We start from the raw sequence: 16754 nt of genomic DNA on the forward strand, positions 1-16754 counted from the left end.
GATTCAGGGGGTGAATTTTGATGATATTGACCAGGGATATTGACTGGAGTGAAAAAAAAGAAGGCAAGATCGCTTGCGGGGTTGCTTCCTGAGCTTGTACGGGAGCAGGGATGGGAAAAACAGCTGGATTTGTATTCAATTTTTCCACGCTGGCGGGAACTCGTGGGTCAGGAAATTTATACATATGTCCGTCCTCTTAAAATTGTGCGGAATGTACTCTGGATTGAAGTAGAAAATTCATCCTGGCTGCAGCAGATGCAGTTTGAAAAGATGCAGCTTCTGGACGTGTTGAATCAGGCTCTTCGTCTGAACCGTCTTGACGATATTAAAATGGTTCTTCCTGTTGGAGAGAAGAGTGATGAGAAAACATCGATACAATCTGTAACATTTGTCAAACCCGACAAGGAAGAAGTGGCGGCGTTCGAGCGGCAGGTCAGCATTATTGCAGACGAAAAATGTCGAGACGCCCTGATGCAGTTCTGGTATCTTTCCCGGGCATGCAGAATTAAAGAAAAATGAAAACAAGTAGCCTTCAAAGAAATAGAATATGTTACACGATAATATTTTAAGCGCTATCGGCTATACGCCCCTCGTAAGAATCAATAGACTTTTTAAAGATGATTCCGTACAGATATATGGAAAGTTGGAGTCCTGCAATCCAGGTGGTTCCGTGAAGGAACGGATTTCGCTTTCCATGATTGAAGCGGGAGAAAAAAGCGGCGAGCTGACAAAAGATAAAATCGTGCTGGAGGCTACCAGCGGCAATACGGGTATCGGTCTGGCTATGGTCTGTGCCGCTAAAGGTTACAGGTGTACCCTTGTCATGCCCGAGTCCGCTTCCATCGAGCGGCGAAAAATAATGCAGGCCTACGGTGCTGAAATTCTGCTCACTCCAGCTAAAAGGGCAACTGACGGTGCTATTGAAAAGGCCTACGGCATGGCACGGGAATACCCGGAGCGATACTTTCTCGCTGACCAGTTCAATAACGAGGCCAACTGGCGTGCCCATTATGACCGGACTGCACCGGAAATATGGGAACAGACGGAAGGCAGGGTGACTCATCTTGTGGCGACACTCGGGACATCCGGAACCGTCATGGGGCTCTGCGCCTGGTTTAACGAGTTTCAGCCCCATGTGAAGGTCATCGCTGTTGAACCGCATCTTGGTCACAAGATTCAGGGACTGAAAAATATGAAGGAGTCCTATCGTCCCGGTATTTTTGATAAAAATATTCCGTCTGAAGTGGTGTCTGTAGATGATGAACCATCCTTTGCCATGGCCAGGAGTCTTGCTAAAGAGGAAGGTCTGCTTGTGGGGATGAGCAGTGGAGCGGCTATGTCTGCTGCCATTCATTATGCTGAAAAACTGAATAAAGGTCTGGTCGTTGTTATGCTGCCGGACGGTGGTGAGAGATATCTCAGCACACCTCTTTTTTCCATTGAAAAGAAAGAAAAAAAAGAGGATCAACTGCTTTTCTACAATACGATGAGCAAGAAAAAGGAACCCTTTGTCCCTCTCCAGAAGGGCAGAGCCACTTTTTATTCATGCGGCCCTACTGCTTACGAATTTGCCGACCTCCAGATATGTAGACGCTTCGTGGTGGCAGACCTTATTACCAGAACTTTGGAGGAAAAAGGGTTTACGGTGGATTCCTATATGAATTTCACCGATATTGATGACCGGACAATTGAAGGCGCGGAAAAGGCGGGACAACCCCTCAAAGAATTCACTGATCGCTATATAGCCAGTTTTCTGGAGGATATTGAAACTCTGGGAGTTAAGCCGGCAAAAGATTACCCGAAGGCCTCCGAATATATCGGCAACATGATCGAGATGTCCCATGAGCTGATTCACAAGGGGTATGCTTATGAAAAACACGGTTCCATCTATTTCGATATTTCCAAATTCAAAAAGTACGGGCGTTTATCCGGTATCGATCTTGGAAAAATTCAACTCGGTAAAACCGTTGACCTGGATAACTACGAAAAAGATAATCCTCGGGATTTTACACTTCTCAAACGCTCAACACTGGGTGAGTTAAAAAAGGGGATCTTTTTTGAAACAGACTGGGGAAACGTGCGACCGAGCTGGCATGTGGAATGCTCCGCCATGGCTACCACCAACCTTGGCTCGACTATGGATATTCATACATCCAGCAGAAACCTGATCTTTCCTCACCACGAAAATGAAATAGCCATTGCCGAGGCACTGACCGGAAAACCCCTGGCCAATTACTGGCTCCATTCGGAAATGGTTGTGGTTGATTCGAAGAACATGTCAAGGGAGGCCGGTAACAGAGTAACCTTGCGGGATCTGCTGGCACGCGGATACAGTGGACGGGAAGTGCGCTTCATGCTGCTTTCAGTTCACTATCGGAAGCCGATTAATTTTTCCTTGAAACGCCTTGAATCAGTGCGGACGGCATTACGGCGTCTTGATGAATTCACCTGCAAACTGCACTGTCTTCCTCCTGGAATGCCCCATCCCGAGGTAACTGCTTATGTCTCGACCATGGAAAAACAGTTCTTCCGGGCTATGGATGATGACTTGAATGTTTCAAAGGGGATGAGTGGTATCTATACCTTTATCAAAAAACTCAATCCCATTCTCCAGGTGAATCATCTGGATCAGGACCAGAGAAACTATATTCTTGAGACTCTGGAGAAGATTAATCGGGTTCTCAATATCTTCAGACTGGAAGGCTGTCCACTGGCACCTGATGTCAATGCCCTGATAAAGTTGAGGGAAGAGGCCCGCCTGAAAAAGGACTGGCTGGCGGCGGATGCCGCAAGGGATGAACTGGCACGGAAAGGAATCACTGTTATTGATACGGAAAACGGCCCGATCTGGAAACGGATCTGCGAAGGGAAACTGAACTGACTCCAGGTAAGAATGGTGTTGCATTTTGTTCTACGTTGGTTATAGTACCGTCCGTATTTATGCACGGTTTCTCAAGCTGGTTGGTAATATAGTGCGCTCGTAGCTCAGCTGGATAGAGCAACGGACTTCTAATCCGTAGGTCGCAGGTTCGAATCCTGCCGGGCGTACCAAATATATCAGTCACTTAGTTGGTTTGACTAGACGGCTGTTTTTGTTTGGTCAGATGCCCGTCAGATGAGATACATGAACTTCTGTCTCTGTTTGTAGAGTAGAGGTTATTCTTTTATAGTGACATACCTCTTTACATCCTCCCATATATCAAGACGTATACCGACCAGCTTATGCATGGCATCCTTTTTGCGAAATAGGTCACCCCTCGCGTCCAGACATTTTTTTTGGCAGAATTTTTGGCAGAAGGTTATTTGATTTGGTGCTTTGTCCTTTCCTCCCTTCCGCTTTAGCGGGAAACTAAGGGCAGATGGTAAAACAACCGACAAAGTAATTACGAAGCTCGGGCAATGTCGCATAATGACTTCGGTTATGTTTAATGGCCTGTTGTATGAGCTGGTGGTGATGATTCATCTGAACTGGATTCAATAGAGAAACTGTGGAAGAGATGCCATTATTCATAATCGACATTATGCGGTGGAATGATTTGACACTGCTATTTGCGACTTTTCATTTTTGCAAATTAGTAGTGACAGATCATGTAACAGAACATTGCGTCCTCGAATAACCACTGAACTTAATTGCCGGGTGGGCCTGTAGTTTTATCTTTGCATGGCCCAGCCCTACGTTGCCAGCCGCAACAAATATTACAACCACAACGGAACTAGCCCGGATTTCTCATCAAGTCCAAAGCTGACCAGCATTTTCAGGTCTGGCCAGCTTTGGACCAGTGTCACCCTATGCAAATACCTTCCGGCTATCTGGTATTGATAATTTCTAGCTCAAAAACCTTACTCATTCGGCAAAATAAGCCAAAACCTGTGTTTCTAGACACAGCTCCGCTATGGTTTTTCACGGAGCCGGTTTTTTAGCCTTGCACGGGTATTCCAGCTAATCGGTAGAGAATCGTGTCCCAAAGCTCCTTATACGGATAGCCAGTTGCCAGGCTTATCCATACTTTCCGTACCGTGATTTTGACTTTGGCCACAATTATTAATATTTTCAGTCTGATAGTATCGCATTGAGCCCTTGCCATTTCTGTCCCTGTCAGGCAGAGCTGTCGCAGTGTTTGCAACAGAATGTATGCGATTGACGAGAAGTAGAGGCGTATTTGATTGCTCCTCATTTTACTGGTGCTGGTCCGCGCGGCAAAGAGCATTAACTGCTGCTCTTTGATTCGATTCTCCATGTCTCCCCGCGCACAGTATATCTGCTCATATAAAACCTTCGCGTCGTACTGTGACTCTGGCAGCGATGTAACAATAAACCGAGGATTTTCGCCTTTTGGCAAATACTCAGCTTTACCAATAACTCTCCGATACCAGCGCCAGGTATTCAAGGTCCTGCAACAAAAATCCTTGAAGACATGCGATGAATTACCACTGCATTGGAACAGAGCTTTGACCAAGGCCATTTCTTCTTCTATCTCGGCCTTCAATCGGCTGTTTTTTTTGCGACACCAAGAACGAAATCGACATCATTGTCTTCGCACCAACTCATCAGTTCTTCACGGCAAAAACCACTATCACCTCGAACAACTATTTGGGTATTCGGCCACCTGTTACGAATACGTTCAACAATCGGTGCCAACTCTTCCACTGTCCTGGAAGCTGCATCATTATCTGCCGTGCGCAGTCGGGCACAGAGCAAGTGCTCACCACAGAAAATGTAGAGAGGTAAACAGCAGTATGTCTTGTAGTAACCATGGAAGAACCGTCCCTCCTGATTGCCGTGCAATGGGTCGTCAGTTGCGTCAACATCGAGGATGATCTGCGGTGGCGCTATTGGCGTTGACTCGAGAAAAATATCAACCAACAGATTGTCTACTTTCTCTTCATCAAGCCCTATCTTCTTGTACATGCTACCTGAAAGATCACCCTGAGCTGATAGCTCAAGACGATTGAGCGTACTCTTTTGGGCGAGTGGTTTCCCTTTATCTTTTAATGACTTACGATCATTGCCTGTGGGATCACTTTTGCCAACAGCTACCGCCAGCATTTGATCTTTTGACAGCTCGTCATGATCATTAAGATCCTCATACCCCAGAGCAAGACCAAACACCCGTTGAGATACCAGCGAAACAACATCATGTTCTATTCGCCTTGGATCACGGAAATCTGTAAAACACTCTGCAAATCGCCTGACAATTGCTGTACGCTTTTCAACCTCGCGAAGAAGCAGAGCCCCTCCATCGGAACTGATTGAACCCCCATCGAAATCTGCTCTGATTTCTCGTTTTCCCAGCGCTTGAAATCTGCTTTTAATTTGAGTACACTCTGTTTTCATAGGCTATTTTTGTTGTTTGAGTTATCGTTCTGGAATAACGACAATATTACAACATTTATAGCCTATTTTCTTTATTTTAATGAGAAATCCGGGCTAGAGTGAAACGAAAGGCGAGCGTTAGCGGAGGGCTTGCCCCGAGGATCTTTATTTACCAGAGAGGAAAAGAAATCAAAAATAACATATGAGTCATTATGCTGGAATAAACTTTTGAAAGAATTTTATTCTGCAACCCTAAATCTAATTTAATTACGTCTTTGGTTATAAAAGTGTACATTATTCTCCTTCTAATTGTGTTCTTCTTTTTTTGGTACGTAAAAAACGTCATCAAAGAGGAAGAAAGAATCCATAAAGAAATAATTCTAAAAAGGCAACGAGAAGAAGCTAGATTAAGAGCGATCAGATTGTCAAATGTCGACAATCTGAGTGGTCTTGAGTTTGAAAAATATATTGCATGGCTTCTTGGTCGAAAAGGATACCAAGAAGTAGAGATTACAAAGGGATCCGGTGATTTTGGTGTGGATATCGTTGCCTCATTTGGAGGTAGTAAATATGCAATTCAAGTAAAGCGCTACTCATCAAACGTATCAAGAAGAGCTGTAAGTGATGCGGTTGCGGGTAAAGGCCATTACTTTTGCTCAGAGGCCATGGTTATTACCAACAGTCACTTTACCAAGCAAGCAAAAATTTTTGCGGAGAGTGTGAATTGTGTACTGGTAGATCGAGACATCCTCATTTCATGGATTATGGAATGTTACTCTGAAGACAGGAATTATATTGAGCCAATTGGAGCGATAAATACTACCATTCCTGATGATGTGATGGAGCAAATATGCAAATATGCCAAAGAAACTTGGCCAGACTCCATACACTTGCAACAAACCGATATTGAGATCAATGTTGAAGCCTATAATAAAATTAGTAGGATTAAAGATCGAGGGAATAATAAAATTCCTAAAAAGGTCTGGAATTTTATTATTCAAAGTGCAAAGGAGGATTCCCATGGGGATTTCAGCATTGAATTAGAAAACCTACAAAACAACATTAAGTGGTGGGAAAATGAACTAAATCTAAAAGAAGCTCCTCAGTCAGTCATTAATAATATTTTCAATTACTTTTATGACGACAAATACGAGACACTTTTTAGTAAAAGATATTCTATTGAGCGTGAGGCAGAAGGTTATCATTTATTGAAAGAATTAAAAAAGAGCAGAAGTCTTCCCAGAATCGAATTTAACAAATTATATGCTAAAGCACAAAGAGAAAACCCAAAATCTTACAGAGGTACCTACAACGACTTGAAGACATCACTTGACAATTATAAATAAATTATAGGGTTCTTTGCAAAATAGCCGAATAAAATCATTGTAGCCTTTAGAAACCATGGCAAGAATATAGAAATTAATGTATATTTACAGCATGTTACATAACGGGACTGCTCTAGATTACTCTCTAAGAGGTGAGGCTATGAATCAACCAGGATTATTTGACTACAGCAAGCGCCTTGCACGTATTGATAACGTTGGCGATCCTCTTGCAAAACTCAACGAAGTAATCGACTGGGAGCAGTTCAGAAAGTTAATTGACCTGTCGAGAGAAAAGCCGAGAAAATCTCCTGCTGGTGCAAAGGGTTATGATTCAATTTTAATGTTCAAAGTTCTGATAATTCAGGCTCTGTACAACCTTTCTGACGAGAAACTTGAATTTCAAATTCTTGACCGTTACTCGTTTTCGCGATTCCTTGGTATCCGTGAAGGCGATAAGGTACCAGATTCTACCACCATATTTCGTTTCAGGGAAGAGTTGGCGAAATCAAACATTATCGAAATCTTGTTTACTCAATTTGACCAGTTTCTCCGTGACAACGGGTTTCGTGCACAGAAAGGTCAGATTGTAGGTGCCAGTATTGTCCGTGTGCCGATTCAAAGAAATACTCGAGATGAAAATAAAGAGATTAAGGCTGGCAAAAAGATAAAGTCGTGGAGTACGGCCAAAAAGAATCAAAAAGATATTGATGTCCGGTGGACGAAGAAAAACGGTAAATCATATTTTGGCTACAAAAATCATATCAGTGTAGATGTTGGTTACAAGTTTATCCGGAGCTATGAGGTTACCGATGCAAGTGTTCATGACAGCCGGGTTTTTACTGACCTTCTTGATCCGTGTAACACAAGCAGGGACGTGTGGGCGGATTCAGCTTATCGTTCTGAAGAATCTCTAACCGAGTTGAAAATACAAGGTTTTCGTGAGCACATTCAGCGCAAAGGTTCGCGAAAGAAAAAGCTCACCAAAAGAGAACAGCAAGGGAACAGAACCCGATCACGTATTCGCAGTCGAGTTGAGCATATCTTCGGCGTTCAAGCTATGCGTACAGGAGGAACGCTCTTGCGGGGGATAGGTTTTATTCGAATAATAGCGAAAATTGGTTTGAGAAATATGGCGTTTAATCTTACTCGGTATGTTCAACTTGTGACTACTTGATGGGGGTAGTCTACTCTGTTTGAAGAAGAACAGAGCAAGCCAGCGAAAAGCTGGTTCAAATGAGAGCATTACAGGCTCATTTGGCATCCAGGAATGTACGTTCATTCTCTGCGAGTGGGAATATTTACTATGTGGTGAAATTTCTTGAGCTGAATCTTAATTTTTCAAAGTAGCCTTCAGATGCTTCTATTTATGAAAGAACCACACTCGGCAAAAGACTCTTTCCGGGATTACATGATTATTTGCTCAGCTCCCGAACAGCCCGCATCGATTTCAGTGATTGACCATAGGCGCGGAAGGCAACATCCAAATAAGCCTTCTTCGCATATAACTTCTCGTATTTTTCTGCTTTTTGTAAAAACTCATTACCAACCAGATGAAGCGACAAGGCTTGTTGCAAAAGCAGTTGGCTGAGAGCGGAGTAATTACCTGCAGAAACAGCTTGTTCCAGTTCTATTAGCTGATTTTCGGCTTCGTTTATTATTGCTATTTCTTTCATTTTATTTCCTTCAATAATTTGTTGTTGCGTGAAATAAGGTTGTTGGCCTGCCGGAGAATGCCGCCTCTGAAACCATGCTTAAGAGCATTCTGAGAGGCAATTTTTTTACCTTCTCTGCTTCTGGGGCCAGAACTGTGTTTCCAAGGTTTCGTTTCTTTACATATTTGAGCCTGTTTTCTTCTACGTTCTTCTGTCCACATGTGGTACTCTTCAGTTCGTTGGTGGAATATAACCTAACACATTAATTATATCATAATTCAAGGGTGCATGGAGAATACGTTGGTACCCAAATAAGCCCCGTTTCAATCGGATCCTTTATGACAATGACTGAACGCATGTCCGGGCTACCCTCCTATTTTCAAAAACTTTTTAGTAATCCTAATTTATTTTTTATAATTTATTTAAAATATAAATAGTTTCTAAAATAGGGTAGACATGGTAGACATAGAGTATAACTATACGAAAGATAATCATATATTTATGTCCGGCCTCGCTCAGAGCCCGGACATTTTAACGCCAGGCCGGACACTACTTACGCCTCTCGTTCAATTTCAAACCCAGTCGCTTCTTTAAATATCGTTCTAGCGTCGTCAATTGCTTGGAATTTCACACAATTTAACCTTTTATTGTTATCTGATGGTTTGCAAGTTGTTATCAGTCCAGGTATGTCACGGTTAATCAGCCTAAAAAAAACATCTTTACTGACGGGAGTGTCGTGCCGACTATTCTTGCAAAAAATCTGATACATTATGAATAAATCGTCCTTAATAACAGTCCACCCATCTGCATTCCAAACTAATTCGAGAGGATGATCCATTTCTGTGAAATTTTTATTCCTACGATATGATTCAAAAAGAGGGTCACCCAGGATATCAGATATGAACTTGATATGAGGGGCAGCTGACTGCAGCTGGTCAGTTAGGCGCTGGGCGCTCTGATTCGCAGGCATCCTGGTAAGATCAACATCACTCAGATCCCTGTTCAGCATTTCATAGAGAAAAGCAGCACGCCCTTTATTCTCTATCTGAGATACCAGATTTTTGAAATACACAGCATCTCCCTTTTTATGATCAGAGACGGGTAAATACACAAACCTCCTGTCACCTATTTCAGTGGGTGCCACCCATGATTCATTGGAGGAGAACAGCAGGTGCGAGCAGTTAGAAACCTTAGTCCCTTCATGGTACTTACGCTCTATAGTGATGTATCTATCTGTAATAAGGGCTTTGAGAATACCCTGTTTTTCTTTGTTACCACCCCAAACCGCCTCGTTGACGAAAACGAACACGGCATGCCCTAAAGCGCTATTAAAGCGTCCTAAGAAATCATCAGCTCTATTTGCTATAAGAGCATGGATACCGAAGAAGTAAGCTATTACTTTGTCAGCAATTATGTTCTTCCCAGCTCCCTGCCCAGACCTTAATACAAGTGCTGTTTTGCCTGGTCTCTCCGGGTGCTGAAACATATCAGCTAGCCAGTTAAGGACATACTCATACATCTCTTCATCTCCACCACACCACACTTCACGGATATGCTGCAGGATCAGTGAACAATCCCCCTGAGCAGGAATCAAGGTGTAGCCCTGCCAGAGGTTATATTTACCGCCTTGCTGTATTACTCTATCCCCTGACCGAAATGTTGTTGAGTCGGGCTTGAAAATAACATCGTCAAAAGTGTTCCTGTTGCATGACTTCAACCAGGCTTGAAATATATTCTGCCTTTTTTTTGTGTTTGGGTTGGTAATAGGTTGATTTGCATAATAGTCGGAAAGTTCTGTAGACTTATGGAAAGCAATGGAGTAACACTCTAACACCTCATCATATTTCTCTTCAATTATGACAGTTTTCCCGCCATATGTTGCTACACCATATCTGAGATTCAGGGTATCAGATAGCTCAGTCTTATACTGCTCTTCGTCCTCTACGGAGTGATTTGTTGTCTGGGCTTGTGCATTTTTTAATGCAGTACGTACAATCTTCGCTCCCAGGCTGAGTTTATTTCGGATTTTTTGAATAAGCACCTCATACTCTGCATCAGTGACATCGGCATTAACTAATAACTCTGCGCTTTCTGCTAAAGAGATACGAGGGCCGTTTGTAAACATTTCATCAAGATCTTTAAAATCATAAAGCAGGAAATATGTTCGTTCTCCGTGGGCGAAACTATGGATGAGAGGAACCCCTGATTCAGCGTTGGCATAGAGAATTGCTTTGTTACGTCCGCCACCATAATCTGGTTCAAGAGGATCAGGCATGGTTTTGCCATCATACAGCTCAGGATTCTGTAGAATAATTCGAACGGTTGATGAAGTGCCATTGTCGAAATTTATGATATCGTCCCCGCTTAAAATACCCTTTGAACGACTCTCTATTCTTTTCTCAGCTTCCTGAATGGGTATATTGTGTTCTGTTGCAATTCTTTTACCTTCCTTCTTGATGAATTTAGCGTGTATTTCTTCAGCTTTTCCTTTGTTTTTATCTCGTAGTTCCCGCAGGATATTTTCGTACTGGATGATCTCAGTTCCACTGAGTTCCTGGAGTTGAACCGTATCCAAAGCCTTACCCTTAATATATTTTGTGTTAGTAATACTCTGTTCAATGTCACCAACCAAAATTGGGGGAGCTTCGAAAATCAATCGCTCAGGGCTGTATACATATTGATCAACTAAAGTTCTAATCAGAATCTTGCCATCTTTTGAAAATTCAACATGGCCGTGTCCTGCAAGAATTAATCGCTCGTGGAGGACTTTCCCGAATCTCTGGATATCAGCGGCATTTTGGACTAGTGCATAAATGTGAGCACTATTTCCACCGGAAAGTTGTTTTCCCGTTGATTTTCTGTGAAGGCCTGCAGACACGGACGGTTTTATGATTCTTGCTGTTTGGTCAAAATCCGGGATAATTTCAGATAGAATTTCCAGAACCTCATCCACAGGGATATCACTGTCGCAATCCAATAGAATCAGCCCTTGTTTCCTCTCTGGGAAACAAAAATTATCTAAAGTTCTAGTGATGTAAACTTTTTCAGACAGTCTGTCTATCTGCCTGCGAGAGCATATTTTAGTTTTATTTTTCGAGGAGATGCCTATACTTATCGCCTGGTTCTGTTCCAGGCGGTTGATGTACTTGGGGAGATCTTTAAACTTTGTTGTGACAGTTTCAGCTATACCCTCTGACAAGTAACACTCACTGGAATCTTTTTCTATCGTGCCATTCTCATCTAAGGAAATAGTTTTTGTTAAGTTACCATCTTTTTTAGTGAATTTGGTAAAAGAAACTAACTCATCAATTTCTTGAGAATATCTCATCGTGTTTTGTGAGCTCGTATTTGGCAGCTCTATCTTTTTACTCATGGCTGCCTCCTATCTTGGCATAGTGTTATCGTTGATGAACTTTTCAAGTTCTGACCATTTGTAACGAACGCAGCTTCCTATCTTTGTTGGGTAATCAACGACAATTATAATTCCCGGCTGGCGACAATTATAATTCCGGCCTTAACCACATAATAATACGCAATAATATTTCATTGCTTTTTCTGTTTCTGTTGCAGTGTCCTCATCTAAAATGTAACTTATTTGTACTCATCCGGAGGATAGGGCAACGCTGAGGAGCGACCCGAGCGCCGAGATGAGTGCCGTAAGGATGAAGACCGGGTATAAGGATTTGCCCGGTCTTTTCTTTCTTCATCCTCATGGCCACAATGCGTTAAACCTCGGGGGTTGGGGGCAGAGCCCCCTATTCTGTGATTATTAATTTTCCTCAAGGCTTTGTTTTGCTTTTTCCAGTCTGTAGCTATCAAGATTAAGTTCCAGTATTACGCTATGATGCACAAGCCGGTCTATCGCTGCAGCCGTAGTCATTGGATCTTTAAATATCTTCTCCCACTGTGAAAATGGTAAATTGCTGGTTAGCATGATACTGTTCCGTTCATAACAATACGCAAGAAGGGTAAAGAGCACTTCCATTTCTTCTCGGCTTTGCTGGACATAGCCGATATCGTCGATCAGTATGGCATCATACTTGGCAAGTTTTTTCAGAAATCTTGGAAGAACAAGCTCCTTTTTGGCCACCAGCAGATTTTGCACCAGCAGACTGCACGGAGAAAAGAAAACACGCCTATCCTTGTTAATCAGTTCCTGGGCAATGGCACAGAGCAGATGGGTTTTTCCACTACCTGGGTTTCCAAAAGCTAGTATGTTTTCACACCTGTCAAGAAAAGAACCTTCCAGCAAACTATTGACAAAGCCGCTCAGTTTGGCCGGAAGCCGATCCATTTCAAACGAAGCTAAGTTTTTTTCCAGGGGCAGTCTGGATTCTCGCAAATATCTGGTAATGCGTTTATGGCGTCTTTCTTCACACTCCCGCACAACCAGTTCCTGAAGGTATGATTCATAGCTTAGTGATTCCTTTCTCGCCAAATCCGCCTCCTCCTGGTAACAGGCTCGGATAGTTGACAGATAAAGCTTTTTAAGAGACGCATCCAGGATAATTCGATTATCGGTTGAACTCATCTGCAACCCTCCTGTAAGAGTTGATCATAGCCTGTGAGGGCAACAGTCTGGACAGAAATATTGGTAATCGGTTCAACCGGTTTACCAGAGACAAGCAGTGTTTTTACCTGGGCAAAATCAATGTTCTTTTCATGGTCAATCAGATGACGAAGGGCATCATCTACAGCTGTCTCATTATCTTGGGCAGCAAGCTGTAAAATAGATAAGTATTCTTTTGCTGCTCCCGTAACGGTACGAAATTTGCGCAGAGAGTCATAGGCAACCCGGAACCTGCTCGTAGGAAAAAGATCACTGCGGTATCTGTAGTTCTCAAATGCACCGGGTTTTCGAACCAGCCAGTCAATTATATGGCGGTACTGGATATAATGTTTGCTACCGCCTCGTATTCTGGGGATATTCTCAATATGTTTCTGACCGTACCAGATCTCCAGATACTCTGCATACAGCCGCACTGTGACTGTTTCTTTGATAAGTCGACTATTCACCGAGTAAACCTTGTGCTTTACTCTGATCGTACTGCTGGGACCAACTCGAACTTCAAAACGAGTACATGTGTCGAGCTTACCCGAAGGCAGTGGACGCAACATCGACTGTTCTTCTTGAAAGCGCTCCTGGCGGTTGCAGTTGAGTTGTGCAAACAGCTTCTGTAGAAATAACTCATATTCCTTGCGTGTAGTAAAATCCCGGTTACCTCGCAGCATCAGGGCCTGATCTACGGCTTTCTTGAAACGATGATGGCGCTGCTCAATGTCACCATTTTCGTGGGGCTTGACGAATTGATTTTACGGCCTTGCAATTTGTAATGGGCCAAAAGCCCCTGGTAGCCACGGGTAAACTCTTCCGGGTTATCCGGTTTATTCACCGCAGCTGACAACCTGTCTGTTTGATGTTGTTCTGGAACTCCGCCAAGTTTCCATAGACTCTTCTGTAATCCTTCGCTCAGGCTTTCGAAACTCTCGGAAAAACAGATCGTTCCTGTCTCCCAGTTCGAATATGTCAGCACAAAATGGTAGATCAGGTGATCAAAAGGCTGACCACCAATACTGATCTGTAATTGGGACATATCTGTAAAATCAGACTGACTCAACCGTGCAGGCACATGCACCTGGGGAAAATAAACTTCACGTCCTGGACCTTCTGTACAACGCCAGGTTTTTACTCGACGTTGAAACGTGCGGAGCTGGCCATCTCCAAAAGAACCGGGATAAATCCTTTGAAAATGGGTAAAAAGAGTTTTGGCTTCCAAACCTTCATTAGTTTCCAGAAATTGTAAAACCTCTGGCCATATACCTTCAAAAGGATCTTTACGAGTTCGCCACTCCCTCACTCGCTCCGCACTGATCTCACTTGGCAATTTGCCATTATCTCTATACTTGCGACCGGTTTTCTCATCCATGCCGGCTCTAGCCGCTGCTACTTCCAACGTCTTCCCTTGACTTAAGTATTTCTTCAATTTCCTCACCTGAATATCTGTGACCATCCATATTCCTCCTTTGAGAAATATGAATAATCAGATCACAATTTTCCGGGAAATTTAATTGTCGTCAAAAGGAATTATAATTGTCGCTGGTCACAGCGAGAGTGTTTGGTTTTACCCTCAAAATATCAGCTGCCTCCTTACGAGTGTATAAGCGATCCTTATGCATTTGGTTAGGTGAAAGGTGCGAAACTTGTGCTCTTGTGTATTGTAGTGTTTTTTCCTTTCCATTCATTTTTTTTTACCTCCATCGTAAATACTAGTACAGAAAGCCCAGGCTGCGCTGTCCGAAGCCTTCTGTGATGATATTTTTGTGCACATTTATGAAGGCAAGTGTAGTCTGTTAATTCTGAAAAAATGGTCGTTTGCCAAAAAGAATTGGCAATGCCAAAAAAAATTGGTAATGCCATTATTTTGCGGAGAGATGAGGAGGGGAAAACAGTAAGAAAGTATGGGGGCTAGACCTTGTTCTCTTGGATAGCTGTCCAGGCTTTTTTTATTATATCACGAATTGTTCTTTCCCCAATGCCGTTAATATTGAAGTCTTTGACTTTTAGTTTTGAATGTATTGTTTCTGTTATCTGTGAGGCATTAGGGCCACTAGGTAGATTGTAATGTTCTGCATCATAATTTATTGCTATCAGGGCTCCTATGATTTTGAGGTATTTTTTCCTTTCGGACTCCGTAAATTCCTCGTCATTAATGTTAGATGAGTCTAGTTTCGGAATGCCAGCCGTTTTGTCAGTTACATCAACCGTAATAGTCTCTTCAAGAGTATTTGTTTGCGCTGATAAAAAGTTTTTTAAATCATCCTTATGGACCCATAACCTACTGTTATTAATATCTATGCTCCCAAGTTCAGCTATTTCTTCATGGGTGAATTGTTCCAAATACTCCTGTTCATAATTAAAAAAACAAGTGCTTGCATCTTTGTTAGTGAGATATTGGCAATTTTCGCAAGGAGATTTTGGTCTGATTATAGGTAGGTCGTAGTATATTTCTAAAGGTCTCCACTCTTCCTCATATTGACACTTCTGATTTCTTTGCAGCCTTCGTGCCTTACCCCACTGTATTTGAATGTTTAAACTATCTTGTCTGCAGTACTCAAATAAATCTCTTGTTGAGAGATTTGCTTTTTTAGCAACTTCTTCAATTTGATAATATTCGAACACGGGCTTATCCATCATTTTTCCTTTATATTAACTACTTTTTCACGCAACTCTCTGGATGCTTCCATCATCTCCACTGCTGCCTCCATGCTTGAACGAACAGGATCAAGGTTTAGCCTTGCATAAACTGCTGTTGCTGACTGGCTTTTATGGCCAAGGGTCTTACCCACTACTGTTGAAGAAGCGCCTGTCATGGTTTGGTAGCTACCCATTGTTCGACGGAGATCATGTATACGAACATCCGAGAGATTAGCCCTTTTAAGGAGCGATTTCCAGGCCCTTTTTGGTTCTTCAATATGGCCGCTCTTACTTCGAGAGCTATCAAAAACAAAAACAGAGCTTGTTTTAGCTTTCCTAGTCTTAAGTATCTGTATCGCAGGTGCGACCAGAGGCACTATCATAACTTCGGCATTTTTACTTTGAGATGCCGGTATTCTCCATAGGTGCTGATCAAAGTCAATATCCACCCATTTCATCTGCATAACGTTGTTTCTGCGTGCTCCGGTGTAGATTGACAGTAGGAGGTAATCACGAAGGGTGGGCGGTGTTTCAGGTTTTGCGAGGCCATCAAAAAATCGCTGTAACTCGGAAGGTTGTAAGAATCTGTCTCTACTCTGCTCCCTGAATTTTTTTACACTTTTACAGGGATTAGGCCTTTCTGGGGCCATTTGGCTAAAAATAGTTGAGAGCAAAGCAAGAGCGCGGTTGGCGGTTGTACCTGTTATTGTGCCTGTTCCTCGTTGTTTAGGAAGTTTTGTAATATCAGAGTGCCATTTTCTGATCTTGTTAGGTGAAAACCACGAGATAGGTTTGCTGCCTAATGGTTTGTCTATGTAGAGTGTATAGCGCCTTTTGTCTTCATCCCATGACTTCTTGTGAGGTTTTGCGTACACGTCAAGCCAGCGGGAAAAGATAACAGCGAGGGTGTCTTCATTTTTTATGGCTTTCGCAGCTTCTATGACATCAACACCTTTGTTGACTTCTGTTAGTAAATTGGCTGCCAATTGTCTGGCATGATTAATAGCTACTGATGGGTATTTACCTATGGACTTCGTAACAGATTTTCCTCTGGCTCTATCCCATGCTTGAAACTGGAAGGATTTTGTACCAGCAGGTGTGATGCAGAGAGATAGCGCAGGTTGACCAGCATCATAGAAATATAGACGCTTGGTGCTACCATCATGGTTGAGCTTGCGGAGTTTGGTATCAGTGAAGTTAATTTTATTCTTTATCATTGGCATGCCCTCATGTAGATAGTAAACGGTCAGATGCCGGTCAGATGAAAT

Annotated in this window: 9 protein-coding genes, 1 tRNA gene and 2 pseudogenes; 5 read left to right on the top strand and 7 right to left on the bottom strand. The window is 42.7% G+C overall.

Annotated elements, in window-relative coordinates:
• Nucleotides 1-48: 48 nt before the first annotated feature.
• The 3 genes from LO777_RS00785 (at nucleotide 49) to LO777_RS00795 (ending at nucleotide 3051) form a co-directional block, all read left to right on the top strand.
• Entirely contained in the window at nucleotides 49-519 is a 471-nt protein-coding gene (locus LO777_RS00785) for a DciA family protein (protein ID WP_228855692.1), read from the top strand.
• Nucleotides 520-547: 28 nt separating this feature from the next.
• The gene (gene cysS, locus LO777_RS00790) at nucleotides 548-2881 is read left to right on the top strand and encodes a cysteine--tRNA ligase (RefSeq protein WP_228855693.1); all 2334 of its coding nucleotides are present in this window, start codon (nucleotides 548-550) and stop codon (nucleotides 2879-2881) included.
• Nucleotides 2882-2974: 93 nt separating this feature from the next.
• Nucleotides 2975-3051, top strand: a tRNA-Arg gene (locus tag LO777_RS00795).
• A gap of 866 nt (nucleotides 3052-3917) precedes the next feature.
• Here LO777_RS00795 and LO777_RS00800 read toward each other — a convergent pair.
• Nucleotides 3918-5335: pseudogene (locus LO777_RS00800) on the bottom strand (IS1380 family transposase).
• 266 nt (nucleotides 5336-5601) lie between these two features.
• Between LO777_RS00800 and LO777_RS00805 the strand changes: the two are divergent.
• Both LO777_RS00805 and LO777_RS00810 read left to right on the top strand, forming a co-directional pair.
• Nucleotides 5602-6660 carry a restriction endonuclease gene (locus LO777_RS00805; RefSeq protein ID WP_228855694.1) on the top strand — a complete coding sequence of 353 codons (1059 nt, stop codon included), beginning with the start codon at nucleotides 5602-5604 and terminating at the stop codon, nucleotides 6658-6660.
• Nucleotides 6661-6799: 139 nt separating this feature from the next.
• A complete protein-coding gene (locus tag LO777_RS00810; protein WP_228855695.1) occupies nucleotides 6800-7813 on the top strand; it encodes an IS5 family transposase in 1014 nt (337 codons plus the stop codon).
• Between the two features lie 238 nt (nucleotides 7814-8051).
• On the opposite strand, the gene LO777_RS00815 is transcribed toward LO777_RS00810, so the two are convergent.
• From LO777_RS00815 to LO777_RS00840, 6 genes and pseudogenes are all read right to left on the bottom strand, one after another.
• A complete protein-coding gene (locus LO777_RS00815; RefSeq protein ID WP_228855696.1) occupies nucleotides 8052-8312 on the bottom strand; it encodes a hypothetical protein in 261 nt (86 codons plus the stop codon).
• A gap of 532 nt (nucleotides 8313-8844) precedes the next feature.
• A complete protein-coding gene (locus LO777_RS00820) occupies nucleotides 8845-11664 on the bottom strand; it encodes a DUF5906 domain-containing protein (RefSeq protein ID WP_228855697.1) in 2820 nt (939 codons plus the stop codon).
• A 396-nt stretch (nucleotides 11665-12060) separates the two neighbouring features.
• Nucleotides 12061-12822 carry an IS21-like element helper ATPase IstB gene (istB, locus tag LO777_RS00825; RefSeq protein WP_228854202.1) on the bottom strand — a complete coding sequence of 254 codons (762 nt, stop codon included), beginning with the start codon at nucleotides 12820-12822 and terminating at the stop codon, nucleotides 12061-12063.
• Nucleotides 12819-14302, bottom strand: a pseudogene (gene istA / locus LO777_RS00830) (IS21 family transposase). The gene istB and the pseudogene istA overlap by 4 nt, the downstream one beginning before the upstream one ends.
• A gap of 455 nt (nucleotides 14303-14757) precedes the next feature.
• Complete coding sequence (locus LO777_RS00835; RefSeq protein WP_228855698.1) at nucleotides 14758-15486, bottom strand: hypothetical protein; 729 nt, start codon at nucleotides 15484-15486, stop codon at nucleotides 14758-14760.
• Nucleotides 15483-16703: a tyrosine-type recombinase/integrase gene (locus LO777_RS00840; RefSeq protein WP_228855699.1), complete on the bottom strand. Its 1221-nt coding sequence runs from the start codon at nucleotides 16701-16703 to the stop codon at nucleotides 15483-15485. The genes LO777_RS00835 and LO777_RS00840 overlap by 4 nt, the downstream gene beginning before the upstream one ends.
• Nucleotides 16704-16754 lie beyond the last annotated feature (51 nt).

Origin of the sequence: Desulfomarina profundi, from assembly GCF_019703855.1 — a bacterium.
GTDB lineage: Bacteria > Desulfobacterota > Desulfobulbia > Desulfobulbales > Desulfocapsaceae > Desulfomarina > Desulfomarina profundi.